The following is a 21,658-nucleotide window of genomic DNA, read 5'->3' on the forward strand; positions in this document are numbered from 1 at the left end:
GGCGGCTGCGCCGTTGCCCCTCGAACACATTCGTCTTTTGCTATATCAGGATCGGTGGTCCTGAGCTTGGGAAGGCCGATGCGGGGAACGAGGCGAGCGGTCATGGCGGGGGCATGGGGGTTCGCCCTATGGCCCGGCATCGTCGACGCCGCCGAGCTGATCAAGTTCGAGCGGCGCGGCTGCCCGTGGTGCAAGGCCTGGGACAAGGAGATCGGGCCGATCTACCCGAAGACGGACATCGGGAAGCGGGCGCCGTTGCGCCGTGTCGATCTCGACGCAGGCCTCCCTCCTGGACTCACGCTCAAGCGCCCGATCCGCTACACACCGACATTCGTCCTCGTCGAAGACGGGTCCGAGCTCGACCGGATCGAGGGCTATCCGGGTGAGGATTTCTTCTGGGGGCGGGTCGAGCGGTTGCTCGAACGGCTCCCCGGATCCCCGTGACGGGCTTCGGGCGGCGAGGAAAAGGGTGGGATGATGCCGTTGCAACAGGCGCAACCGGTGACGAGCGTCGAGGCCCCGGGCAGCCTCGACCTGGATCTGTTGCTGGCCAATGCCCGCGATGCCAGCGAGCTGCTTAAAGCCCTCGGGCACGAGGCAAGGTTGGTCATCCTTTGCCTGCTGGTCGAGGGCGAGCGCTCGGTTTCGGAACTGGAGCAATTGCTGAACCTGCGGCAGCCGGCCGTGTCCCAGCAACTGGCGCGGTTACGGGCCGACGATCTCGTCGAGGCCCGCCGCGACGGCAAGAACATCTATTATGCGCTGGCCCGGCCGGAGGTTCGCGAGATCATCGCCGCCCTGCACCGCGCGTTCTGCAACGGACGGACACCGTAACCGGCGAAGCCTCTCAGGTGTGCCGGTCAACGAGGTAGTAGAGCCCCGCGCGAGCCCCGACGAGGATCGCGCCGAGGGCGAGAATCGAGCCGACCGAGAGCGTCGAGAGCCCGCTCAATCCCTGGCCGATGGTGCAGCCCAGCGCCGTAACGCCGCCGGTGCCCATCAGGAAGGCGCCGAGCAGGTGGCGTTTTAACTCGCGGGCATCGTCAGGCGCCTCCCAGTGAAATTCCCCCGCAGCGCGCGCCGCCGCGAAGGATCCGAGCACGACGCCGAGGACCGAGGCCACACCGAAATCGATTTGCGTCCCGCTCGCGAGCATGGCGTAGAGGAGGGTATCGCCGACCGGCCGTGCGAAGCTGAAGGAGCCGACCGCCCGGGTTTCGAACTCATCGAAGCCCGCGCTTCCATTCGTCCACCAACCGGCGACGATGACGATCCCGATGGCGATGGCGCCGACCCAAAGCCGCCTAGTCCCGCGAAAATCTTTGCTCGTGAGCGCCACGATACAGAGACCGATCCCCGCAACGACGCTGAAGGCCACGCGGCCGGTCCGATCCAGCCTCAATAAGGCCCCGAGACGCTGGCTGCCGAGATCGAGGCTCAGCGGTGCGGTGATCGTCACGCGGAGCAGAGCGGTCACGCCGCTGATCGCCATATAGGCCGAGAGGCCGAGCACGAAGAGGACGAAGAGGGCGCGCAGGTCTCCCCCGCCGAGCCGCAGCAACGCGCCGAAACTGCAGGTGCCGACGAGCGCCATGCCGAAGCCGAACATCGTCCCGCCAAGGATCATCGCGCCCCATTCGAGGCGCGGCCCCGCATAGATCGACCGGGCGAGGTCGAGACCGAATTCGGATTCCAGAAGCTGCGTGCCCACCACGGCGATGCCGGTCGCCAGCAGCCACGCCCGGGCGCGGCGCGTGTCACGCGCATAGACGGCATCTTCGATGGCGCCCAGCGTACAGAACCGACCCCGGCGCGCGACCGTCCCGAGCACGGCACCCAGCACAAGGCCGAGTGCCGCCCGAACGAGATGCGCAGGCAGGAGGTCCATCATCGGCTCAGGTACGCCCAATACCGATGAGCCCTGTCAAACACCCAGTTCCGCTCCGCCTTTCAGTTTGACCGGAATGGTCAGGTAACGAACGCCGTTCGCCTCGGCCGGGGGGAACTTGCCGGCGCGGATATTGATCTGGATCGACGGCAGCAGAAGGCGCGGCGCAGCCAGGGTCGCGTCCCGGGCGGTGCGCATGGCGGTGAACTCCTCCTCGCTCACACCCTCCTTCACGTGAACGTTGCGCTCGCGCTGCTCGCCGACCGTGGTCTCCCAGGCGTACACATCGCGGCCCGGCGCTTTGTAGTCATGGCAGAGGTGAAGCACCGTTTCCGGCGGCAGGGCCAGCAGCTTGCGGATCGAACGGTAGAGGGTGCGCACATCGCCGCCGGGGAAGTCGGCCCGCGCCGTACCGAAATCGGGCATGAACAGCGTGTCGCCGACGAAGACGTGGCCGCCGATGCGGTAGCAGATGTCAGCCGGCGTATGGCCTGGCGTGTACAGCACCTCGACGGCGAGATTGCCGATGGCAAACGTCTCGCCGTCCACGAAGAGGTGGTCGAAATCGCTGCCGTCGGTCTTCAGGTCAGTGGCGTTGAAGACCGGGCGGAAGATCTTCTGGACCTCCTTGATGTGCTCGCCGATGCCGATCTTCGCGCCGGTCTTGGCCTTCACGTAGGGCGAGCCGGAGAGGTGGTCGGCGTGCGCGTGGGTCTCCAGCGTCCAGACCACCGTGTAGCCCGCCTCCTCGGCGGCCGTCAGCATCGCCTCGACGGAGCGGGTGTCGACGCTGCCGCCGTTGTGATCGTAGTCGAGTACCGGATCGATGAAGGCCGCCTGCTTCGTCTCGGGATCGGCCACGATGTAGCTCACCGTGTTGGTGGGCTCGTCGAAGAAGGCTTGGATGACGGGTTCGGGGCCACGGGCTTCGGTCATTGCTTGTCTCCAGTCAGTCGTCCTTGGACGGATGGCGTCAGGCGCCGGGAAGCCGGCGTCGGCAGGTGTTGATCCCTAGGATCGCGTAGGCGGGGCAGGAGCCGACCAGGGCGGTCAACGCCAGCACGACGCCGATGCCGGCGGCGACATAGGCCCAGACTCCTGCGAGCATCACGTAACCCAGGCCTGCGACCAAGAGGCCGACGACGAGGCGCAGGATGCGATCGATGCTACCGACATTGGGTATCATGGCGATTTTCCTGGAAGGTGCCGTGTAGCGATCACCGAAGCGGGTGCGGCACCGGGCGCCCGCCCCAGCGACGGTCAAGGCGTCGCGGCGAAGGCGCCGGCGTTGCGGTAGAGCATGTAGCCGGCGACACCGAAGATGACGGTGGCGAACACCGTGTTGAGCGCGCCCTTGTAGCCAGAGAGCCGGTTGGCCAGCCGCATACCCAGGAAACCGCCGACGAGGCCGCCAGCGATGAATTCCCCGGCGACGGCCCAATCGACCATGCCGGACAGGGCGTAATTCGTTGCTGTGGCGAGGCCGAAGGCGCCGACGGCGAGCAGCGAGGTGCCGACCGCGGTGATCAGCGGCATGCCGGTGGCGAAGACGAGGCCCGGCACGATCAGGAAGCCGCCGCCGATCCCGAAGAAGCCCGAGAGGATTCCGACAGCGAAGGCGACGGCCACGACCTTCCAGCTCGGTACCGGGCCGCAACCGACAGGCTCCGAGGTTCCACCCTGAACCTTGCGACCCCGCAGCATGTGGATGCCGACGACGACCATCAGCATCGCGAAGAGGAAGAGCAGGCGCTGGCCGTCGACTGCTTTGCCGAACGTCGAGCCGACGAGGGCGCCCAGGATGCCGACCCCAGCGAACACGGCGGCGCAGCGCCATCGCACGTTGCCGGACCTGGCGTGCCCGCCGAGGGTCAGGAACGCGTTGGCCGCGACCGCCAGCGCGCCGGTCCCGATGGCGAGGTGCGGCTGGGCCATGCCGACCACGTACAGCAGAAGCGGCGTCGCCAGGATCGAGCCGCCGCCGCCGATGAGGCCGAGCGTGAAGCCGATCCCCGAGCCGGACAGGATGGCGGGAAGCGCATTCATCGGCCGGTGACCTCCGCGTCCAGGGAACTGGCCGACGACCGGTCGAACCAGTCGGCGGCCGGCAAGCCCCGATCCCAACGCACCCTTCATTTGATAAAAAAGCAAAATGAAAGACCGTCGCTTTCGTCACTGATGAACCTTCTTGCAGTGCAGGTCAACATATGATTTATAGAAATCGCAACTCATAATATAAATCTATCAGATGAGGATCCCGCCATGGACGTCAAACGCCTCTCCCCGGACCTGTCGGTGACGGGTCAGCTCGCCCCCTCCGGTCTCGCGGCGGCGGCTAAGGCGGGCTTCCGGGCGGTGATCTGCAATCGCCCCGACGGCGAAGGCGGCGACCAGCCGGGCTACAGGGAGGTGGAGGCCTCCGCGCGTGCGGCCGGTCTGGAGGCGCGGTACCTACCCGTCACGTCGGGCAAGGTGACGGATGGGGATGTAATGGCCTTCCGCGACGAGCTCGCGGCCCTGCCGAAGCCGGTGCTCGCCTTCTGCCGCACCGGGACTCGCTCCGCGACGCTTTGGGCGCTCGGCGAGGCGGCAGCTGCGCGGCCGCTTCCGGACATCCTGGCTGCCACCAAGGCGGCCGGATACGATCTGAGCGGCGTCGTCCGGCGCATCGCCGCTGGCGGCCGGGTTCCTACCGAGCACGACGACCAGTTCCACAGCGTGGTCGTCGTCGGCGGCGGGGCCGGCGGAATCGCCGTCGCGGCGAGCCTGAAGGCCCGCAGGCCCGACCTCGACATCGCCGTCATCGATCCGGCGGACGTGCACTACTACCAGCCGGGCTGGACGATGGTCGGCGGCGGGGTGTTCGAGCCAGCCGCCACGGCCAGGACCATGGCTTCCCTGATCCCGGACGGGGTGCGCTGGATCAAGGCGGCGGTCGCCGCCTTCGAGCCCGAGCGCAAGGCGGTGATCCTGGAGGGGTGCCGGGTGGTGCGCTACGACCGCCTCGTGGTCGCGCCCGGCCTCAAGCTTAATTGGGCCGGCATCGAGGGGCTCGCCGAGACTCTCGGGCGGAACGGGGTCACCTCGAACTACCGCTACGACCTCGCACCCTACACCTGGGATCTCGTGCGGAATCTGCGCGCGGGCCGCGCCGTGTTCACGCAGCCGCCGATGCCGATCAAGTGCGCCGGCGCCCCGCAGAAGGCGATGTACCTTTCCGCCGACCACTGGCTGCGGCAGGGGCGGCTCGGGGACATCGCGGTCGAGCTCTACAATACCGGTCCGGTCCTGTTCGGCGTGAAGGAATACGTCCCGGCCCTGATGGAATACGTGAAGCGCTACGACGCGAACCTGAATTTCAATCACACCCTGACCCGGATTGACGGTCCGGCCCGGCGCGCGTGGTTCTCGCGCAAGACGGAGGACGGCAGCAGCGAGACGGTTGAGACCGGCTTCGACATGATCCACGTCGTGCCGCCGCAGCAGGCGCCCGACTTCGTCCGCGTCTCGCCCCTAGCCGATGCCGCAGGCTGGGTCGACGTGGACCCCGGGAGCCTCCGACACCGTCGCTTCCCCGAGGTCTACGCACTCGGCGACGCCTGCAACGCTCCCAACGCCAAGACCGCCGCCGCCGCGCGCAAGCAGGCGCCTGTGGTGGCCCACAACCTCCTCGTCGAGATGGGCCACATTCGCGGCGCCGAGGTCGCCTACGACGGCTACGGCTCGTGCCCACTTACGGTCGAGCGAGGTAAGATCCTGCTCGCGGAATTCGGCTACGGAGGCAAACTCATGCCGAGCTTCCCCGCATGGCTGATCGACGGGACGAAGCCGAGCCACCTCGCATGGCTCCTGAAGGAGCGGATGCTGCCTCCGATCTACTGGAAGGCCATGCTCAAGGGACGCGAATGGATGGCTAAGCCGGAGAAGGCGGCCGCCTGAAGCTAAGCGGCGCCGGCTTTGTCCCGGCGCCGCTCGCTGTGCGTCGACGATGCGGGCTCAGTCGCATGCCCTTAGCCGACAGCTAGGGTTCCGGACCGTGAGGCACGTGTTCGGAGCGGCGCGGCACCGCTGGCAAGGCCACTGGGCTGAGGCTCGGGTTCCCTCGCGGCACCATTGCGCCCCGATAGGCCGGGCACGCGACTGTTCGCTCCGGCCAGCCCGCGCCGTTGGCTACCGGCGAGGTCGTGAGCCACCTTGCCGACTGGCGTCGCCGCCACGAACAGGGCGATTTGCGGAAGGCCTAGGGAAAGCCCGGCGCGCGCTGGACCGGGACAGAGGCCAGCCAGGCCCAACAGATGCAGGACTGGGCAGCGCCGGCGAGCGGCGCGAGGAACGGGGCGACAGCGTCCATCAAGGTTCTCCGACCTGACCGAACATCGCCGCCTGGCCGAGCGCTCGCGCTCGCGCATCCGGGCTGCGCGCGGGCAAGCTTCTCCGCGGTCGGCCCGCGATCAGGATGTCGTCGAACGCGTCGAGGAGGGCCTGCATGCGGGCGTCGCTCAGGCTGTAGAACACCACTTTGTGTTCGCGCCGCGTGGCCACGACCTCGGCGTTGCGCAGCTCCCCGAGCTGCTGCGACAGCGTCGGTTGGCGGATGCCGAGCTGCTGCTCGATCTCCGAGACGGACCGCTCTCCCTCCGCCAGGAGATACAGGATGCGCAGCCGGTTCGGGTTGGCGGCGACCTTGAGCAGGTCGGCGACCAGGATCGCCGTCGCCTCGTCCGTGCCGGAGGCCATCACAGGCTTCCCAAGCGATAGTACCAGTCCTGCCCCGCAGCGCCTGGCTGGGCGATCTCGTCGCTCGTCAGGGGCGGGTTCACGAGCACTTGGTCGCCGGGTCGCCATCCCTCCGGCGTCGAGACGTCCGACGCGTCGCAGGCTTGGAGCGCTTGCACCAGCCGAAGGATCTCGGCGATGCTGCGGCCCACTGTCAGTGGGTAGGCGATCAGCGCCCGCACGATGCCTTCCGGATCGATGACGAACGTGGTCCGGACGGTGGCGCTCGACGTCGAGCCGGCCGGCAGCATGCCGTAGGCCCGGGCGATGCCCATGGCGGGATCCTCCACGATGGGGAAGGGCACCCGCACGCCGAAACGCTGCTCGATGCTGTGCTTCCAGGCCAAGTGGGAGGAAAGGCTGTCGACGGATAGAGCAAGCAGGTCGCAGTCGATATCCCGAAAGGCGTCGTAGGCATTGGCGAACGCAACGAACTCGCTGGTGCAGACTGGGGTGAAGTCCGCCGGGTGGGAGAAGAAGACCAGCCAGCGTCCGCGATACGAAGCGAGCGTCCGCGCGCCCATCGTCGTCCGCGCGCGGAAGTTCGGCGCCGCGTCCCCTATGATTGGCGGACACGCGGGCGGCGGCGCGAGCGGGTCGTCGTCGATTTCGATACCCATAAAACAAAGCTCATAACTGAGGGCGGATTTCACACATCGTGACTACCACGAGATCGCGGGTCAATATGCGATTTGGTATTCCGTTTGGGGATCGTATCACAAATATGTATTGACATGCCTGAGCCTGGGCATATGAAGGCGGGGCGACGTTCCGGCGGCTGGCCAGGGTCGGTGCGATCCATGCTTGACCTCGCGGACGTCCCCATTCCCACCAGGGGCAGGGCCCGACGGATGCTTGCCGACCATCTCCCGAGCGCGCTCGACCTCGCGCGTAGCCAGTTCGCCTTCACGGTCGTCTGGCACTTCCTGTTTCCGGCTTTCACCATCGGGCTGGCGAGCTACCTCGCGGTGTTGGAAGCCTTCTGGCTCGCCACAGACAAGCCTGTCTATCTCGACACCTATCGCTATTGGCTGAAGGTCTTCGCCGTGGCTTTTGCCATGGGCGTCGTGTCCGGCTTGGTCATGAGCTATCAGTTCGGCACCAACTGGTCGGTCTTCTCTGACAAGACCGCTCCGGTGCTTGGGCCCTTACTCGGCTACGAGGTGCTCACCGCCTTTTTCCTGGAGGCGGGCTTCCTCGGGGTGATGCTGTTCGGCATGGAGCGGGTCGGCCCGCGCCTGCACTTCCTGGCGACCTGTCTGGTCGCGGGCGGCACGCTGCTCTCGGCCTTCTGGATCCTCTCCGCCAATTCATGGATGCAGACGCCCGCGGGCTATTCGCTCGATGCCGACGGCCGGTTCGTGCCGGAAAGCTGGACGGCCGTGATCTTCAACCCGTCCTTCCCATACCGCTTCGCCCACACCGTGACGGCGGCCTATCTGACGACGGCGATGATCGTCGGCGCGGTCGGCGCATGGCACCTGCTGCGCGACCGGGCCAACCCCCGCGCCCGGCTGATGTTCTCCATGGCCATGTGGATGGCGGCTCTCGTCGCCCCGGTACAAATGGTGCTCGGCGATCTCCACGGCGGGAACAGCTACCACCACCAACCCGCCAAGGTCGCGGCGATGGAGGGCCACTTCGACAGCGTGACCCGCGCGCCCTCGATCCTGTTCGGCTGGCCCGACGCGCAGGCCGCCGAGACGAAGTACGAGATCGGCATTCCCGGCCTCGCGAGCCTCTATCTCGCGCATGATCTCGACGCGAAGGTCACGGGGCTGAAGGATCTGCCGCGCGACACGTGGCCGACCAACCTGCCGCTGGTGTTCTGGGCCTTCCGGGTGATGGTTGGGCTCGGGATGCTGATGATCGGCCTCGGGCTGTGGTCGCTGTACCTGCGGTACAAGGGCCGCCTGTTCGAGACGCCCTGGCTGCACCGCTTCGCCGTGGCGATGGGGCCCTCGGGGCTGATCGCGGTGACGGCGGGCTGGGTGGTGACGGAATCCGGGCGCCAGCCCTTCACGGTTTATGGCCTGCTGCGTACGGCGGACAGCGTCTCACCCATCGCCGCCCCCGCCGTGGCGGCCTCGCTCGCGGCTTTCGCACTGGTCTACTTCGCGGTGTTCGGGGCGGGCATCTGGTACCTGTTCCACCTGTTCAACCAGACCCCACGTCCGCACGAATCTGGTCCTCCCGTCGGCCAACCTGTGCGGACGGCGGGCATCACCCCAGCCCCCGCCCTGGCGGGTGACGCGCACCTGCAACCGGCCGAGTGAGGAGAGCCTGCGATGGAACTCGATCTCACCCTCATCTGGGCGATCCTGATCGCCACCGCCGTGTTCCTCTACGTGGCGATGGACGGGTTCGATCTCGGCCTCGGCATCCTGTTCCCGGCGGTGCGAGGCAAGGCCGAGCGGGACGTGATGGTGAACTCGGTCGCCCCCGTCTGGGACGGCAACGAGACCTGGCTCGTCCTCGGCGGCGGCGGGCTGTTCGCGGTGTTTCCGCTGGCCTACGCCACGATCCTTCCTGCCCTGTACATGCCTCTGATCCTGATGCTGCTCGCCCTCGTGTTCCGGGGCGTCGCCTTCGAGATGCGCTTCCGCATGGCGACGCCGCGCGGGCAGCTGTGGTGGGACCGTGCCTTCTCCTGGGGCAGCTTCATGGCCGCCTTCTGCCAGGGCATCTCGCTAGGCGCCTTCGTCCAGGGCATCAAGATCGAGGGCCGCGCCTATGCTGGCGGTTGGTGGGACTGGCTGACGCCGTTCTCTGTGCTGACCGGCTTCGCGCTCGTCGTAGGCTACGGCCTGCTCGGGGCCTGCTGGCTGATTTGGAAGACCAGCGGCGAATTGCAGATCCGGGCGTATAACCTCGCCAAGCCCTTGGCGGTGGCGACGCTGGTCCTCATCGCCGTAGTCTCGGCGGCGATGCTCGGCCTCAGCGCGCCCTTCCGTGACCGCTGGCTCGGCCTGCCCGGCCTGTTCATCGGGGCACCGGTGCCGATCCTCGTCGGGCTCCTGGCGTGGCGCTTCGCCCATGCCCTGGGACGGCGGGAGGAGGTGACCCCCTTCCTCTGCGCGCTCGGCTTCTTCCTGCTGTCCTATATCGGGCTCGGCATCAGCATGTGGCCCTACATCGTGCCGCCGAGCGTCACGATCTGGCAGGCGGCGACGCACCCGAAGTCGCAAGCCTTCCTGCTTTACGGGGCGGCGGTGCTGGTGCCCCTGGTGCTGGCCTACACGGCCTATGTGTACTGGCTGTTCCGCGGCAAGGTCACGGCGGAAGCGGGGTACCACTGATGCGCAAGCTCGGCTGGTTCGTGCTGATCTGGGCGATGAGCGTGGCTAGCCTCACCGCAATCGCCCTGCCGCTGCGGTGGCTGCTTAAGTCGGTGTGAAGGGTGTCGGTCGGCCAATTGCAACCGTGATCCTGCACGCCACCCCCTCAGGACGCTTCGTCCCTTCGTCGGCACCCTTGCGCGATTGGGCCGAGTCTTACCTTTGCCATAGCGAGGCCGAAGCCACGGCCGGTTTGGCGGCTGTCGCGCTCCCGGAGAAGGTCGAGCGGAGGTTGGCGCGTTCGACCAGAGGAGTGTTCGTGCCGTCGTTCTCGACATTGCTTCTTCAGGCCCGGGATTCCAGCGCATCGCCGCGAAGAGGTAAAGTTGTACTGAGTGACTATCCCTTGTTGGGCGGGGGGGCAGCCGCCTTAAGCTTGGCTTAAGCAGGACGGCGAGGATGGCAGCATGTATGCACCGTCGTTCAAAGTTTCTCACCTTGCCTTCCCTGCGCTCGTCGCTGTGCCTTCGATAAATCGTAGGTTGGCTCTGGCGGCGAGCAGGAGTGTCCGCATCGCGTTCGGCGGACTGTTGATGTGTGTTGCTGTCTGCCCAGCACGAGCCATGGACGGTGGTGAAATTGCCCGCATCGGAACGCAGGCCGGCGTGCCGGCCTGCGCCTCGTGCCACGGTGATGCCGGGGGCGGAAATACCGAGGGCGGCTTTCCCCGTCTTTCAGGCCTCGCGGAGGGCTACCTCGCACACGAGCTCGATAGCTTCGCCGACGGCAGCCGGGACAATGAGATAATGGGTCCGATCGCCCAAGGCCTGACACCGGAGGAGCGGCGGGCGTTGGCCGTCTTTTATGCCGGGCTCCGCGCCCTGCCGCCCGACGGGACACCGCAGCCGGACGACACGGCATCCAACCGCGGCCGAATGCTGGCGCAGACTGGTGAGTGGACGAAGGCACTGCCCGCTTGTGCACAATGCCACGGCCCGGCTGGGCAGGGCGTCGGCGCCGCCTTCCCGCCGCTAGCCGGCCAGCCGGCCGCATATCTCGCGGCGCAGCTCTCCGCCTGGAAAGCCGGGACACGCCGCAACGATCCCTTCAGGCTGATGAAGGAGATCGCCGACCGGCTGAGCGATGACGATGCCACCGCCGTCGCTGCCTACTACGCCGCTCTCCCTGCCACGGCGATCGGAGGCGGCCGATGAACCTTGTGACGCGCTTCACCGGACGGTCCGCAGCCTGTCTCGCGCTGGCAACTGCGATGGGGGGCCTCGCGGTCCTGACACCCCTCGGTTCCGTAGGGGCTGAGACAACCGCGCCTCCCTTCGTGCCCCAGCCCGATTCCGCCATCCCCGACGACGACTTCGGCAAGGTCATTCGCCTGGGCGAGCGCATCTTTCGCGACACGGGCGCCGAGGCGCGGGCCTTCGTCGGCAACGATCTGCGCTGCACGAACTGTCATCTTGACCGGGGCCGCCTCGGCCATTCCGCTCCCCTCTGGGCGGCCTATCTCGTCTACCCGGCCTACCGGGCGAAGAATGGACACGTGAATACCTTCGCTGAGCGGCTTCAGGGCTGCTTCCGCTACAGCATGAACGGCAAGGCGCCCCCGCTGGGCGATCCCATCCTGGTCGCGCTGGAAACCTATGCCGCCTTTCTCGCCCACGGGGCTCCCGTAGGGGTGAAGCTTCCCGGGCAGGGGTACCCGAAGCTCACCAAGCCCAAGGGCCTCGATCTGGCCCATGGGCGAGAGGTCTACGCCACGAAATGCGCCCTCTGTCACGGTGGCGACGGCGCCGGGCAGGCGAGCCCGGACGGGACGATCGTGTTCCCGCCACTGTGGGGGGCCCGCTCCTACAATTGGGGCGCGGGGATGAGTTCGGTCGTCAACGCGGCAGGTTTCATCAAGGCCAACATGCCGCTGAGCCAGGGCAACAGCCTCACCGATGCCGAAGCCTGGGACGTTGCCGCCTATATCGACAGCCGCGAGCGTCCCCAGGACCCGCGCTTCACCGGCGATCTCGCGGCGACCCGCAAGGCCCATCACGACAGCCCTTACGATTTCTACGGTCAGGCCGTGGACGGCGTGACACTCGGTGAGGCGGCACCGCCCGCCGGGACCGTGCCGCGCTGAACCACAACCGCATCCCTTGAGAGGACAGTCATGACCCTCGAACGCCGCAGTCTGCTCGCCCTCGGCGCCGGTCTTGCCGCTGGCTTGGCGGAGGTACGCCCCGCCGGGGCGACCTCCACCGCCGATCTGCCCCAGGGCAGCCAAACCCTGCGGGACCTCACAGATCGTCTGGCGAAGGCCCCGCGTCGGCGGGATTTCAAGACCGTGCCGATGATCCTCGACCGGCCGGATCTCTGGGACCACGAGGCCCTGTCGGAGGTGATCGCCTACAAGGGAGGCCCCGCCAAGTCTGGGACAATACCGACATCGGCGGGCCGTGGCTTAACCTGATGCGCAATGCCCTGAACAACCAAGTCTGGTCCTTCAAGCATCCCGATTTCCTGGCCGCCTCAGCGACCCACGGATCGGCGAACGTCGCTCTCTACGACCAAGCGATGTGGGACAAGTATCAACTCACCAAGCTCGCGGGTGAGGCGTTCAAGACCAATACGCTGATCTTGCCGAAGAAAGCGGCTCAGGCCGATGCCGCAAACTACCAGGACCCGGCGGGGATGTTCTCGCCGGAGAACAACACCATTCCGGTGCTGATGGCCCGGGGCGTCGTATTCCTCTCGTGTCACAACGCAATCTGGGAACAGGCAGGGACGCTCATCCGGCGCGATCTGAACCCGGACAAGCTCTCGCACGATGCGCTGGCGGCGGAGCTGACAAACCATCTCATACCGGGCGTTGTCCTGACCCCCGGCGCCGTCGGCACGCTGCCTGAGTTGCAGCAGGCCGGCTTTCATTATGCGAAGTGAGGTCGATAGTGCAGCGCGTGAGCGCCCGCCTTCTCGTCGGGATCCTCGTCCTCGGCGCGGTGACGGAGGTCGAGGCCGCCGACCGGACGAAACGATCGGCGGAGGCGGTTTATCTGGAGGAGGCCTTCACCCACGATCTCTGCACCCGCGACGACCGCGCCTTGCGCAAGCTCAACCGCGCCCTGTCCCGCATCCTGAAGCCCTCGCCGGTCCGCCGATGAGGCGAACCGGCCCGGCGTCACGACGATGGTCCGTGGTCCTCATGGCCGGTATTGGCCGAAACCATAACGGGCGAAGACCGCTCGCGCGTTGTCGCCCATGAGGAAGTCCAGCCAGAGCTTCGCCTCGGCCGGATGCGCGGCGTCCTTCACGACCGCTCCGGCATAAATGCCGGTGGCGTTCTCCTCGTCCGGGATGTCGATGCGCTCGGTCGGCAATCCAACCTGCTCTTGGAACAACGTCTCCGAACGCCATGTGACCCCGGCCTGTGCGCGTCCCTGCATCAGCCAGACCGGCGTCTGGCGATGGTGCATTCGCGTCAGAAGCGTCGTCCCGTCGGCGACCTTCGTTTCATAGACGGCCTTTACCAAGCCATCGCCCCCCGCCTTGGCCAGGGAGGCCTTGATCTGGCGGGCGACGCCTTCGAATTCCGGGTTGGGCATGGCGAGGGTCAGTCCCGGTCGCGCAAGGTCAGCCAAGCTCTTGATGCCCGCCGGGTTGCCTTTGGGCACCATGATCGCAAGCTGGTTGGTCGCGTAGATCGTCGGGGGGCCGAGAAGATCGCCTGCCTCAATGAGCCGGTTCACCGCCATGAGACCCGAGAAGTACGCATCGGGCTTGGCCGTCCAAGTCATGTTACCGACGGTGATGCGCCCGCCGGCCTTCATCTGTCGGACGAGCAGACCGGGAGGAATCGTCTCGTAGTAGATCCGGCCTTTGAGCTCAGGGTGTTTCGCCTCGAAGGCCGCCACCAGCGGCGCCATGGCGAAGAAGTAGTTGCCGCCCACATAGAGCACGAGGCGCGCGTTGGTCAGATCGCCGTGGAAGTCGGCGAGGTTGTCGGCCTCCTTGACCGTGAACTCCAGCCCCTTGTCAGAGGCAGGGTTGTTGGCCCCAGCCTGCCAAGGGGGAAATCGGTCTACGGGGGTCTCGATCGCGTGGCTCGGGAAGGCTTGAATCACAAGCAAATAGCATCCCAAAGCAAGGCTGAGAAATCGGATTTGTGGCATCGAAATCGTCTCCCTCTAACGCTGGACGGAGACGTCGCCATTGGACGCTGCAACTTAAGTCAAGCTTAAGGACGAGTTGTGAAGCCCCGGCCAGCTCCTGACCGGCGTGCAATTTCCGGAAACGGCACCGAGCTACAATGACGTCCCTTGGTACGAAGACGTCAAACTCGCTGCCGACGTGGCTGGGGGTGAGACCGGCGGGAAGGTGAGGTCCGTATTGAGGATAATGGAAGTGGCAGCGTGAAGGGTAGCTGAGTATCCCATAGAGCTAAAGGCGGAATTTCTTGATGGTCCGCTTTGGAGAAGGTGCCGGAGTTTACTGGACGGCCGTATTGGGCGCCAAGCAGCCGCCCGAGCTTGACCCTCGATTGACTGCTTCGCGCCCATCTCTGCCGTTCGACGACGTTCGTCAGAGCACCGAAAGCGGACATCGCAATGCAGGTTGAGCGTGCTCGGTGCACTCAGCCATAGTCGATTATACGAGCCCCAGGCTCCGGATCAGCAGGACGGCGACGGCGAGGAGGACGAGGAGCGAGGCGGTCACCGCCAGGGTCACTCGTCCACCGACCTGCGCCAGCACCCGCACGTCGACGCCAAGTCCCAAGGCCGCCATCGACACGATCGTTAGGAAGCCCGCCAAGCGCGACAACGGCGCCGCCCAAGCATCCGGCACGAGGCCCAGGGAGCGCAGGGCGGCGAGCACCAGGAAGCCCAGGATGAACCACGGCACCATCTTAAAGAAGCCGAGCTTGCGTAAGCCCGCCTTGCCGCTCGCCCCCTCCGCCGGCAGCCGCGGGGCGATCAGCGAGAGCGCCAGCACGACGGGCCCGAGCATCAGCACCCGTACCAGCTTCACCAGCGTGCCGACCTGCGTCGCCAGCGCGCTCACCGGCAGGGTGGCGGCAAGTACCTGCGGTACGGCGTAGACGGTCAAGCCTGCGAGAACGCCGTACTGGGTGTCGGTGTAGCTCAGGAGAGGCACGAAGAGCGGCAGGCCGAGCACCATCAGCACGCCAAGCACAGCAGTGAAGGCGATGGCTGCGGCCACGTCCCGGCTCTCGGCGCCGATGACCGGGGCGACGGCCGCGATGGCGGAGTTGCCGCAGATGGCGTTGCCGCAGGCGATGAGCAGGGCCATGCGCACGGGCAAGCCGAGCGCTCGGCAGATGGTGCAGCTCGCCAGGATGGTCAGGGCGACGGCGCCAACGATGCCGGCGAGGAGGGCCGGGCCGGAGGCGAGGATGGCGCCGAGGCTAACGGAGGCGCCGAGCAGGGTGACGGCGACTTCCAGAACCTGCTTGGCGGAGAAGGCGATGCCGGCGCGGAAGCGGGTGCCGGGCACCCAGGCGGTGCGCAGGGCCGTTCCAAGGAGGATGGCCAGCACCAGAGCCTCGACGTAGGGGTGGCCGGTGAGGTGCTCTTCGCCCCATTGGAGGGACTGGGCTACGACGGTGATGGCGAGGCACAGGAGCAGCCCCGGCAGCAGGCTGCCCACCGACCCGGCCCAGACGAAGGGGGCCGGTTTGGCCACCGCCGCTTCTCCGGACGAAGCCCCCAGGTGGCCGGCAATCCTGGCTGTCATCGTTGTCTCCCCGCGGCTCGTCAGTAGGCCGCCCCGAGATAGGCCGCGATGACTTTGGCCTGCGCCGGTTCGATCGGCGCGTGGTAGACCTTGACCATCTTGGTCACTTCCGCGTCCCAGAAGGCCGCGCCCTTGCCCGGTGGCTGCATGGCGACGTAGTCGGCCGAGTGGCAGGTCACGCAATTCTCCTGCGCGGCCTGGAAGCCCACCGCGTGGCCCGCATCCGGCGCCGGCTTGAACTGGGCGGTCGGCTCCGGCAGGGCGTAGGTGTCCGGCGAGGCCTGGGCCGCGGGGGCGAGGACGACGGCAAGGAGCGCCGACAGGGTGTAGACCTTGTGCATTCCCGCCTCCTTCACGCCGCCCGCACGCGGATGGTCTCGACCACGTTGCGCAGATAGCCGGCGGGGTTCCAGCGCGGCCCCATCGGTTGCGTGCCGCCGTCGTTGCCCGTGGCCCGGACGCGCAGGGCGTGCTCGCCCGGCGTCAGATCGAGTTCCGTCGTCCAGGTCCGGAAGGCGTAGCGGCCAAGATCCTCGCCCAACTTGGCGGGCCGCCAGGTCTTACCGTCGTCGGCTGAGACCTCGACCTGACGGATCCCCGAGCCACCGTCGAAGGCGATGCCGCGTAGGCCCACCGGCCCGGCCTTTACCTGCGCCCCCTCGGTCAGATTGGTGAGAAAAGAGCGGATGGTGAAGCGGCCGATGGGGACGGTCTTGTCCGGCGCCTTGCCGGGCTCGGTGCAGCCGCACTCGTTGTCCGGGATGCGGTAGGCGGTCTTCATCCAGAAGCCTTCGAAGGGCTTGTCGAGGACGGTGATCGCGTTGAGGTGATTGACCCAATAGGTCCCATAATAGCCAGGAACGACGAGGCGCAGGGGGAAGCCGTTGAGCCAGGGCAGGTCCTGCCCGTTCATGCCCCAGGCCAGCATCACCTCCCCATCACGGGCGTGATCGAGGGTGAGCGCCTTGGCAAAGTCCGGCGTCTCGGGGAGCACTGGCCCGTCGAGCCCCTCGAAGGCGACCTGCACGGCCCCGGCTTTCACACCCGCCTTGTCGAGCACCGCCCTCAGGGGCACGCCGGTGAAGCGGGCGCAGCCCATCGCGCCATTTGCGAGTTGCCCGCCGGCGACCCGGGGATTGAAGAAGCCGCGTGAATTACCCGAGCATTGGTTGACTGCCACGACCTCGGTGCCGGGCATCGCCTTCAGGTCTGCGAGCGACAGGGAGAGCGGGCGTTCGACCTGCCCGCCGATCTCCACCCGGAAGGCCGCCGGGTCGATCCGGGTCGGGATGTCCGCGAGGTGGTAGCGCACGAAGAAGGCGTCGTTCGGGGTGATCGCACCGCGATCGAAGACCGCAAAGGGTGTCTCCAACTGCGGTGGCCGGGCCGTCATCTGCAAGAGCGGGCGCTTGCCGGGATAGGCCACCAGGGGCCGCTCGCCGTTGCCGAACGGAAGCTGCACCATTTCTTCAGCGGAGGCCGGACGAAGGCCGAGGCCAGAGGCGGCGAGCGCGAGTCCACCGCCTGCCAGGATGCCGCGCCGAGTGGGAGCTTGGTTCATCAGGACCTCCTCGAACCGCTGTCGTGGTTCGGCGGCCGGGAGACCCGACCGCCAGGCGTATTCTCAGGCTACCTGGGGACGGACGCTGCCCCCCGAGGGATGCCGGGGCGTCTCCTCCAGAAGGCGACGACGGTGAATCCGGGCAATCCACATCGCCGACACGGCACTCACGACGCCCGACAGGGCGCAGTAACCGCAGACGAGCCACGGATTGGCGGGGCCTGAATACTGCAGCAGGGCCGTGGCGATGATCGGCGTCAGGCCGCTCGCGAAGATCCCGGAGAATTGATACACGAACGAGATGCCCGTGTAGCGCACCCGCGCCGAGAACAATTCCGAGAACAAGGCTGCCTCCGGCCCGTAAATCGCGGCGTAGAAGATCCCGAACGGGATGATGATCGCCAACCAGATCGCCCGGATGTCCTCGGGATGGGTGACGAACACCCAGAAGGCCGGGAAGGCGGCGAAGCCCGAGACCACGGCGCCCCAGGCAAAGACCTTAGACCGTCCGAGCCGGTCGGACAGCCAGCCAAAGAACGGGATCGTCGCGCACATCACGATCGCGGCGGCGGTGACGCCGAGCAGCGCCTCGGTGCGCGGCACCTTCAGGGTCTGCGTCAGGTAGCCGATGGCGAAGACGGCGAAGATGTTGAACACCACGCCGTCGACCATGCGAGCGCCCATGCCGGCGACAATCTCCGCCGGGTAGCCCTTCATCATCGACACGAAGGGAATGTCCGCCTCGCGGTTCGCCTGCTTGACCTTGGCGAATTCAGGCGTCTCCATCACGTTGAGCCGGATGTAGGCGCCGACCGCGACGAGGACGACGCTGAGCAGGAAGGCGATCCGCCAGCCGTAGGCCAGGAACTGCTCTTCGGTCAGACCGTAGGACAGGAGAGCGACCACACCGGAGGCGAGGCACAGACCCAGCGACAGGCCGATCTGCGGGATGCTGGCATAGAAGCCGCGCTTCTCCTTCGGCGCGTACTCGAAGGCCATCAGCACCGCGCCACCCCACTCACCGCCGAGCCCTATCCCCTGCAGCACACGCAGGAGGAGAAGGAGGATCGGCGCGGCGACGCCGATCTGCGCATAGGTCGGCACGATGCCGATGAGGAAGGTCGCCACGCCCATCAGCATCAGGGTGATGACGAGCATGCTCTTACGGCCGACCTTGTCGCCGAAATGCCCGAAGATCACGCCGCCGAGGGGCCGCGCGATGAAGCCGACGGCGAAGGTCGCGTAGGCGAGCAGGGTCGAGACGAGGGGGTCGCTGACGGGGAAGTAGAGCTTGTTGAAGACGATGCCGGCGACGACCCCGTAGAGGAAGAAGTCATACCACTCGATCGTCGCCCCGATCAGCGAGGCCATGACGACCTGACCGATCTTGCCTCCACCGGGCTGTGCGGATCCCTGCTCCCGATACGACATCCGTCCCTCCCTCTGATAGTCTGGCGTTGTCCTCGCATCACGGACGCCTTCACCGGGCGTCTCTCGTGATTCTCGTCGTCCGTCCTCAGGAATGCGCCGGCTCGGCCAGCGGTACCCCGCGCGGGGTCGTCGTACGGGCCTGCGCGGCCTCCCGGGCCTCGGCCAGGATCAGGTCGGAGGCCTTCTCCGCGATCATCACCACCGGGGCGCTGGTGTTACCGGAGACCAGCGTCGGCATGATCGAGCAATCGACCACGCGCAGCCCGCTCAGGCCGTGGACCCGTAGCGCCGGGTCGACCACCGCTGCCGGATCGGTGCCCATCTTGCAGGTGCCCGACGGGTGGAAGATCGTTGCTCCCGACGCGCGGGCGAAGGCGAGGAGACCGGCATCGTCCGTAACCCCGGGACCAGGTTTCTCCTCGGAGAGGATCAGCGGGCGCAGGGCCTGCGTCGCGGCGAGTCGCCGGGCGAACTTCATGCCCTCGACGGTGCAGCGCCGGTCGGTCTCGGTGGCGAGGTAGTTGGCCCGCATCACCGGCGCCGCGAACGGGTCGGCGCTGCGCAGGGTGACGGTGCCCCGGGATTCCGGCCGCAGCTGGCAGACGGAGAAGGTGCAGCCGGACCAGGGATGCGGCTGCCCGCCGGCCATGTCCGCCGAGAGGGTGGCGAAGTGGAACTGCACGTCGGGCGTGCCCGGCCCCGGCATCACCCGGGTGAACAGCCCGCCCTGGTTGATGCCGACCGCGAGGGGGCCGCTTCGGGTCAGGAGCCAGCGTAGGCCGATCCGCGCCTTGCCGAACAGGGTGCGCAGATCGTCGTTCGTGGTGATCGGCTTGGAGAGGCGGTACATCAGGCGGATCTGCAGGTGATCCTGAAGATTCTCACCGACGCCGGTCAGTTCGTGCCGCACCGGGATGCCGTGCAGGCTGAGCGCATCGGCGGGGCCGATCCCCGACAGAAGCAGGAGTTGCGGGCTTTGGAGAGCGCCTGCGGCGAGGATCACTTCTCGCGCCGCCGCGATCTCGACCTCACGGCCCCCGATCCGGGCCCGGACGCCGGTGGCGCGGGTGCCGTCGAGGATCACCCCCGTCGCGTGGGCGTCCGTCTCAACCCGCAGGTTCGGGAGCTTCTCGGCCGAGCGCAGATAGGCGACCGCCGTGCTGCACCGGAGGCCGTTGCGCGTGAAGAGCTGGTAGTAGCCCACCCCCTCCTGGTCGCCGCCGTTAAAATCGTCGGTGCGGCGGACGCCGAGTTCCCCCGCGCCCTTGATGATCCGCTCGATCAGTTCGTGCTTGTGGCGGATATCGGAGCACCAGAGCGGGCCGTCGCCCCCGTGGGCGGCGTTCGCACCCCGGGTATTGTGCTCGCTGCGGATGAAGTAAGGCAGCACATCCCGCCAGGACCAGCCGTGATTCCCGAGTTCGGCCCAGTGGTCGTAATCGTCCGACTGCCCACGGACGAAGATTAACCCGTTGATCGAACTCGAGCCGCCGAGCGTCCGGCCGCGGGGCCAGTAGATCGCCCGGTCGTTCATGGCCGGCTCCGGCTCGGTCGAGAAGCCCCAGTTCAGGGTCTTGTGAACCATCGTCTTCCCGTAGCCGATGGGAAGGTGGATCCAGGGGGAGCTGTCCCGGGGGCCTGCTTCGAGCAGCACGACCCGGTGGCGCCCATCCGCTGACAAGCGGTTGGCCAGGACGCAACCGGCGGTCCCGCCGCCGACCACGACGTAATCGCAAGCGATGCGCTCGGGCGCATCCGCGGATGAAGGGTGTTTCCTCAAGATCTTCTCCGTTTCGAGGGTTTGTCTCGAAAAACGGTACGTTATGTTCTATTTGATGAGAGGTTTGCCGGTGTGTCAATATGGCTGCCGGTGATTTCACGAGACAGGTTTGGCCCCTCGATACGGGGCCGACGCCGATGGGCAGGGAGTGGTGCGATGCAGGTGTTCCACCGTGGCGACAGCCTTCGGCACGATCCGGATCGCTACTTTCGGCGCGGCGCGATCGTCGACCATCCCGAGCAGGCTGAGCGCTACGCAGTCCTGCTGGAGGTGGTGCAGTCCGGCGGGCACAGGGTGAGCGAGGCGGGGGATTTCGGACTCGATCCGATCCTCGCCACCCACGATTCGGGCTACGTCGCCTTCTTACGGGACGTTTGGGCGCGCCGAGGGGAGTTGCCGGGCTCCACGGACGAGATCCTGACGGGGCACTTCGCCCGCCCGCATATGCACCGCCGACCGGAGGGCTTGCTCGGGCTGATCGGCCTCTACACCGCCGATACGTCGACACCAATCCGGGCGGGGACCTGGGATGCGATCTACGGCTCGGCGCAGGTCGCCATCGCGGCCGCCGACGCCGCCCTGACGGGAGCCCCCGCCTACGCTCTGTGCCGGCCGCCGGGGCACCACGCCTATGCCGATTCGGCCGGAGGGTTCTGCTATTTGAACAACAGTGCCATCGCCGCCGAACGGTTACGTGCCACGAGCGGCGGCCGGGTCGCGATCCTCGATATCGACGTCCACCATGGCAACGGCACACAGGGCATCTTCTACGAGCGGGCGGACGTATTCACCGTCTCGGTCCATGCCGACCCGATCGATTACTTCCCCTACTTCGCGGGCTATGCCGACGAGACTGGCGCCGGACCGGGAGAGGGTTTCAATCGCAACTTGCCCCTGCCGCAGGGGTCGGAGGATTCAGTGTGGCTTGAGGCGATTCGCGAGGGGCTTTCCGCCATCGCCGCATTCGGACCGGCGGCCCTCGTCGTGGCGCTTGGACTGGACGCCTCGGAGGAGGATCCGATTGGGGCGCTCGAGGTGACGACCCGGGGCTTCGGTGAAGCCGCCGGACTCGTCGCGGGGGCGGGGCTGCCCACGGCCATCGTGCAGGAGGGGGGCTACCTCTGCCCCGCGCTGCCGCGCAACCTCGCGGCGTTTCTCGAGGGGTTCAGATAGACCCCGGCATATCCCTC

Annotated in this window: 23 protein-coding genes and 2 pseudogenes; 12 read left to right on the forward strand and 13 right to left on the reverse strand. The window is 67.0% G+C overall.

Translation table 11 applies throughout. The annotated features are described in order from the left end of the window. Positions 1–102: 102 nt before the first annotated feature. Positions 103–444, forward strand: coding sequence for a thioredoxin family protein (locus ABC766_RS07370; protein ID WP_342141155.1), 342 nt, complete (start codon positions 103–105; stop codon positions 442–444). A gap of 33 nt (positions 445–477) precedes the next feature. Continuing rightward, a complete protein-coding gene (locus ABC766_RS07375) occupies positions 478–834 on the forward strand; it encodes an ArsR/SmtB family transcription factor (protein WP_043379005.1) in 357 nt (118 codons plus the stop codon). A gap of 13 nt (positions 835–847) precedes the next feature. On the opposite strand, the gene ABC766_RS07380 is transcribed toward ABC766_RS07375, so the two are convergent. The 4 genes from ABC766_RS07380 to ABC766_RS07395 all read right to left on the reverse strand — a co-directional run bounded on the left by ABC766_RS07380 (position 848) and on the right by ABC766_RS07395 (position 3,934). Next, the gene (locus tag ABC766_RS07380; RefSeq protein ID WP_342141156.1) at positions 848–1,891 is read right to left on the reverse strand and encodes a YeeE/YedE family protein; all 1,044 of its coding nucleotides are present in this window, start codon (positions 1,889–1,891) and stop codon (positions 848–850) included. A gap of 33 nt (positions 1,892–1,924) precedes the next feature. Then, positions 1,925–2,824, reverse strand: a complete 900-nt coding sequence (locus tag ABC766_RS07385) for an MBL fold metallo-hydrolase (protein WP_345821635.1) — start codon at positions 2,822–2,824, stop codon at positions 1,925–1,927. 37 nt (positions 2,825–2,861) lie between these two features. Then, entirely contained in the window at positions 2,862–3,074 is a 213-nt protein-coding gene (locus ABC766_RS07390) for a DUF2892 domain-containing protein (protein ID WP_342141158.1), read from the reverse strand. A 74-nt stretch (positions 3,075–3,148) separates the two neighbouring features. Next, positions 3,149–3,934 carry a sulfite exporter TauE/SafE family protein gene (locus tag ABC766_RS07395; RefSeq protein WP_345821636.1) on the reverse strand — a complete coding sequence of 262 codons (786 nt, stop codon included), beginning with the start codon at positions 3,932–3,934 and terminating at the stop codon, positions 3,149–3,151. 216 nt (positions 3,935–4,150) lie between these two features. On the opposite strand from ABC766_RS07395, the gene ABC766_RS07400 reads away from it, so the two are divergent. Next, positions 4,151–5,827: a TIGR01244 family sulfur transferase gene (locus tag ABC766_RS07400; protein ID WP_345821637.1), complete on the forward strand. Its 1,677-nt coding sequence runs from the start codon at positions 4,151–4,153 to the stop codon at positions 5,825–5,827. Between the two features lie 242 nt (positions 5,828–6,069). Here ABC766_RS07400 and ABC766_RS07405 read toward each other — a convergent pair. From ABC766_RS07405 to ABC766_RS07415, 3 genes and pseudogenes are all read right to left on the reverse strand, one after another. Next, positions 6,070–6,177, reverse strand: a pseudogene (locus tag ABC766_RS07405) (YeeE/YedE family protein); the annotation flags it as partial. A 178-nt stretch (positions 6,178–6,355) separates the two neighbouring features. Beyond that, a pseudogene (locus ABC766_RS07410) lies at positions 6,356–6,625 on the reverse strand (ArsR/SmtB family transcription factor); the annotation flags it as partial. Beyond that, complete coding sequence (locus tag ABC766_RS07415) at positions 6,625–7,284, reverse strand: peroxiredoxin (RefSeq protein WP_342141183.1); 660 nt, start codon at positions 7,282–7,284, stop codon at positions 6,625–6,627. The pseudogene ABC766_RS07410 and the gene ABC766_RS07415, both read right to left, overlap by 1 nt. A gap of 231 nt (positions 7,285–7,515) precedes the next feature. On the opposite strand from ABC766_RS07415, the gene ABC766_RS07420 reads away from it, so the two are divergent. The 8 genes from ABC766_RS07420 (at position 7,516) to ABC766_RS07455 (ending at position 13,106) form a co-directional block, all read left to right on the forward strand. Next, positions 7,516–8,940, forward strand: coding sequence for a cytochrome ubiquinol oxidase subunit I (locus ABC766_RS07420; protein ID WP_345821638.1), 1,425 nt, complete (start codon positions 7,516–7,518; stop codon positions 8,938–8,940). Positions 8,941–8,952: 12 nt separating this feature from the next. Further along, positions 8,953–9,963 (forward strand): cytochrome d ubiquinol oxidase subunit II, encoded by a 1,011-nt coding sequence (cydB, locus tag ABC766_RS07425; protein WP_342141163.1) that lies wholly within the window; start codon positions 8,953–8,955, stop codon positions 9,961–9,963. Then, entirely contained in the window at positions 9,963–10,061 is a 99-nt protein-coding gene (locus ABC766_RS07430) for a DUF2474 family protein (protein ID WP_342141164.1), read from the forward strand. The genes cydB and ABC766_RS07430 overlap by 1 nt, the downstream gene beginning before the upstream one ends. A gap of 348 nt (positions 10,062–10,409) precedes the next feature. Then, complete coding sequence (locus ABC766_RS07435; RefSeq protein WP_342141165.1) at positions 10,410–11,156, forward strand: c-type cytochrome; 747 nt, start codon at positions 10,410–10,412, stop codon at positions 11,154–11,156. Next, positions 11,153–12,085 (forward strand): c-type cytochrome, encoded by a 933-nt coding sequence (locus ABC766_RS07440; RefSeq protein WP_342141166.1) that lies wholly within the window; start codon positions 11,153–11,155, stop codon positions 12,083–12,085. Before ABC766_RS07435 ends, ABC766_RS07440 begins: the two co-directional genes overlap by 4 nt. Positions 12,086–12,115: 30 nt before the next feature. Beyond that, entirely contained in the window at positions 12,116–12,415 is a 300-nt protein-coding gene (locus ABC766_RS07445; RefSeq protein WP_345821639.1) for a hypothetical protein, read from the forward strand. Further along, positions 12,415–12,885, forward strand: coding sequence for a hypothetical protein (locus ABC766_RS07450; RefSeq protein WP_345821640.1), 471 nt, complete (start codon positions 12,415–12,417; stop codon positions 12,883–12,885). The genes ABC766_RS07445 and ABC766_RS07450 overlap by 1 nt, the downstream gene beginning before the upstream one ends. A 17-nt stretch (positions 12,886–12,902) precedes the next feature. After that, positions 12,903–13,106 carry a hypothetical protein gene (locus tag ABC766_RS07455; RefSeq protein WP_342141169.1) on the forward strand — a complete coding sequence of 68 codons (204 nt, stop codon included), beginning with the start codon at positions 12,903–12,905 and terminating at the stop codon, positions 13,104–13,106. A gap of 39 nt (positions 13,107–13,145) precedes the next feature. On the opposite strand, the gene ABC766_RS07460 is transcribed toward ABC766_RS07455, so the two are convergent. From ABC766_RS07460 to ABC766_RS07485, 6 genes are all read right to left on the reverse strand, one after another. Next, the gene (locus ABC766_RS07460; RefSeq protein WP_345821641.1) at positions 13,146–14,114 is read right to left on the reverse strand and encodes a substrate-binding domain-containing protein; all 969 of its coding nucleotides are present in this window, start codon (positions 14,112–14,114) and stop codon (positions 13,146–13,148) included. 475 nt (positions 14,115–14,589) lie between these two features. Beyond that, positions 14,590–15,696, reverse strand: a complete 1,107-nt coding sequence (locus ABC766_RS07465; RefSeq protein WP_345821642.1) for a YeiH family protein — start codon at positions 15,694–15,696, stop codon at positions 14,590–14,592. A gap of 20 nt (positions 15,697–15,716) precedes the next feature. After that, a complete protein-coding gene (locus tag ABC766_RS07470) occupies positions 15,717–16,037 on the reverse strand; it encodes a cytochrome c (protein ID WP_345821644.1) in 321 nt (106 codons plus the stop codon). A gap of 11 nt (positions 16,038–16,048) precedes the next feature. Beyond that, complete coding sequence (locus tag ABC766_RS07475; RefSeq protein ID WP_345821645.1) at positions 16,049–17,257, reverse strand: molybdopterin-dependent oxidoreductase; 1,209 nt, start codon at positions 17,255–17,257, stop codon at positions 16,049–16,051. 63 nt (positions 17,258–17,320) lie between these two features. Next, complete coding sequence (locus ABC766_RS07480) at positions 17,321–18,688, reverse strand: MFS transporter (protein ID WP_345821646.1); 1,368 nt, start codon at positions 18,686–18,688, stop codon at positions 17,321–17,323. An 85-nt stretch (positions 18,689–18,773) separates the two neighbouring features. Continuing rightward, on the reverse strand, positions 18,774–20,468 hold the full coding sequence (locus tag ABC766_RS07485; RefSeq protein WP_345821647.1) for a GMC family oxidoreductase: 1,695 nt from the start codon (positions 20,466–20,468) through the stop codon (positions 18,774–18,776). 156 nt (positions 20,469–20,624) lie between these two features. Between ABC766_RS07485 and ABC766_RS07490 the strand changes: the two genes are divergently transcribed. Further along, positions 20,625–21,641, forward strand: a complete 1,017-nt coding sequence (locus tag ABC766_RS07490) for a histone deacetylase family protein (RefSeq protein WP_345821648.1) — start codon at positions 20,625–20,627, stop codon at positions 21,639–21,641. Positions 21,642–21,658 lie beyond the last annotated feature (17 nt).

The organism is Methylobacterium fujisawaense (genome assembly GCF_039619325.1).
Classification (GTDB): domain Bacteria; phylum Pseudomonadota; class Alphaproteobacteria; order Rhizobiales; family Beijerinckiaceae; genus Methylobacterium; species Methylobacterium fujisawaense.

Bases quoted from the DNA above. Each gene is read 5' to 3' on its own strand.
- ABC766_RS07470 (WP_345821644.1), bottom strand. From the start codon at position 16,037: ATGCACAAGGTCTACACCCTGTCGGCGCTCCTTGCCGTCGTCCTCGCC.
- ABC766_RS07475 (WP_345821645.1), bottom strand. From the start codon at position 17,257: ATGAACCAAGCTCCCACTCGGCGCGGCATCCTGGCAGGCGGTGGACTC.
- ABC766_RS07435 (WP_342141165.1), top strand. From the start codon at position 10,410: ATGTATGCACCGTCGTTCAAAGTTTCTCACCTTGCCTTCCCTGCGCTC.
- ABC766_RS07380 (WP_342141156.1), bottom strand. From the start codon at position 1,891: ATGATGGACCTCCTGCCTGCGCATCTCGTTCGGGCGGCACTCGGCCTT.
- ABC766_RS07430 (WP_342141164.1), top strand. From the start codon at position 9,963: ATGCGCAAGCTCGGCTGGTTCGTGCTGATCTGGGCGATGAGCGTGGCT.
- cydB (WP_342141163.1), top strand. From the start codon at position 8,953: ATGGAACTCGATCTCACCCTCATCTGGGCGATCCTGATCGCCACCGCC.
- ABC766_RS07400 (WP_345821637.1), top strand. From the start codon at position 4,151: ATGGACGTCAAACGCCTCTCCCCGGACCTGTCGGTGACGGGTCAGCTC.
- ABC766_RS07370 (WP_342141155.1), top strand. From the start codon at position 103: ATGGCGGGGGCATGGGGGTTCGCCCTATGGCCCGGCATCGTCGACGCC.
- ABC766_RS07445 (WP_345821639.1), top strand. From the start codon at position 12,116: ATGACCCTCGAACGCCGCAGTCTGCTCGCCCTCGGCGCCGGTCTTGCC.
- ABC766_RS07440 (WP_342141166.1), top strand. From the start codon at position 11,153: ATGAACCTTGTGACGCGCTTCACCGGACGGTCCGCAGCCTGTCTCGCG.
- ABC766_RS07385 (WP_345821635.1), bottom strand. From the start codon at position 2,824: ATGACCGAAGCCCGTGGCCCCGAACCCGTCATCCAAGCCTTCTTCGAC.
- ABC766_RS07480 (WP_345821646.1), bottom strand. From the start codon at position 18,688: ATGTCGTATCGGGAGCAGGGATCCGCACAGCCCGGTGGAGGCAAGATC.
- ABC766_RS07415 (WP_342141183.1), bottom strand. From the start codon at position 7,284: ATGGGTATCGAAATCGACGACGACCCGCTCGCGCCGCCGCCCGCGTGT.
- ABC766_RS07465 (WP_345821642.1), bottom strand. From the start codon at position 15,696: ATGACAGCCAGGATTGCCGGCCACCTGGGGGCTTCGTCCGGAGAAGCG.
- ABC766_RS07460 (WP_345821641.1), bottom strand. From the start codon at position 14,114: ATGCCACAAATCCGATTTCTCAGCCTTGCTTTGGGATGCTATTTGCTT.
- ABC766_RS07395 (WP_345821636.1), bottom strand. From the start codon at position 3,934: ATGAATGCGCTTCCCGCCATCCTGTCCGGCTCGGGGATCGGCTTCACG.
- ABC766_RS07450 (WP_345821640.1), top strand. From the start codon at position 12,415: ATGCGCAATGCCCTGAACAACCAAGTCTGGTCCTTCAAGCATCCCGAT.
- ABC766_RS07420 (WP_345821638.1), top strand. From the start codon at position 7,516: ATGCTTGCCGACCATCTCCCGAGCGCGCTCGACCTCGCGCGTAGCCAG.
- ABC766_RS07390 (WP_342141158.1), bottom strand. From the start codon at position 3,074: ATGATACCCAATGTCGGTAGCATCGATCGCATCCTGCGCCTCGTCGTC.
- ABC766_RS07490 (WP_345821648.1), top strand. From the start codon at position 20,625: ATGCAGGTGTTCCACCGTGGCGACAGCCTTCGGCACGATCCGGATCGC.
- ABC766_RS07375 (WP_043379005.1), top strand. From the start codon at position 478: ATGCCGTTGCAACAGGCGCAACCGGTGACGAGCGTCGAGGCCCCGGGC.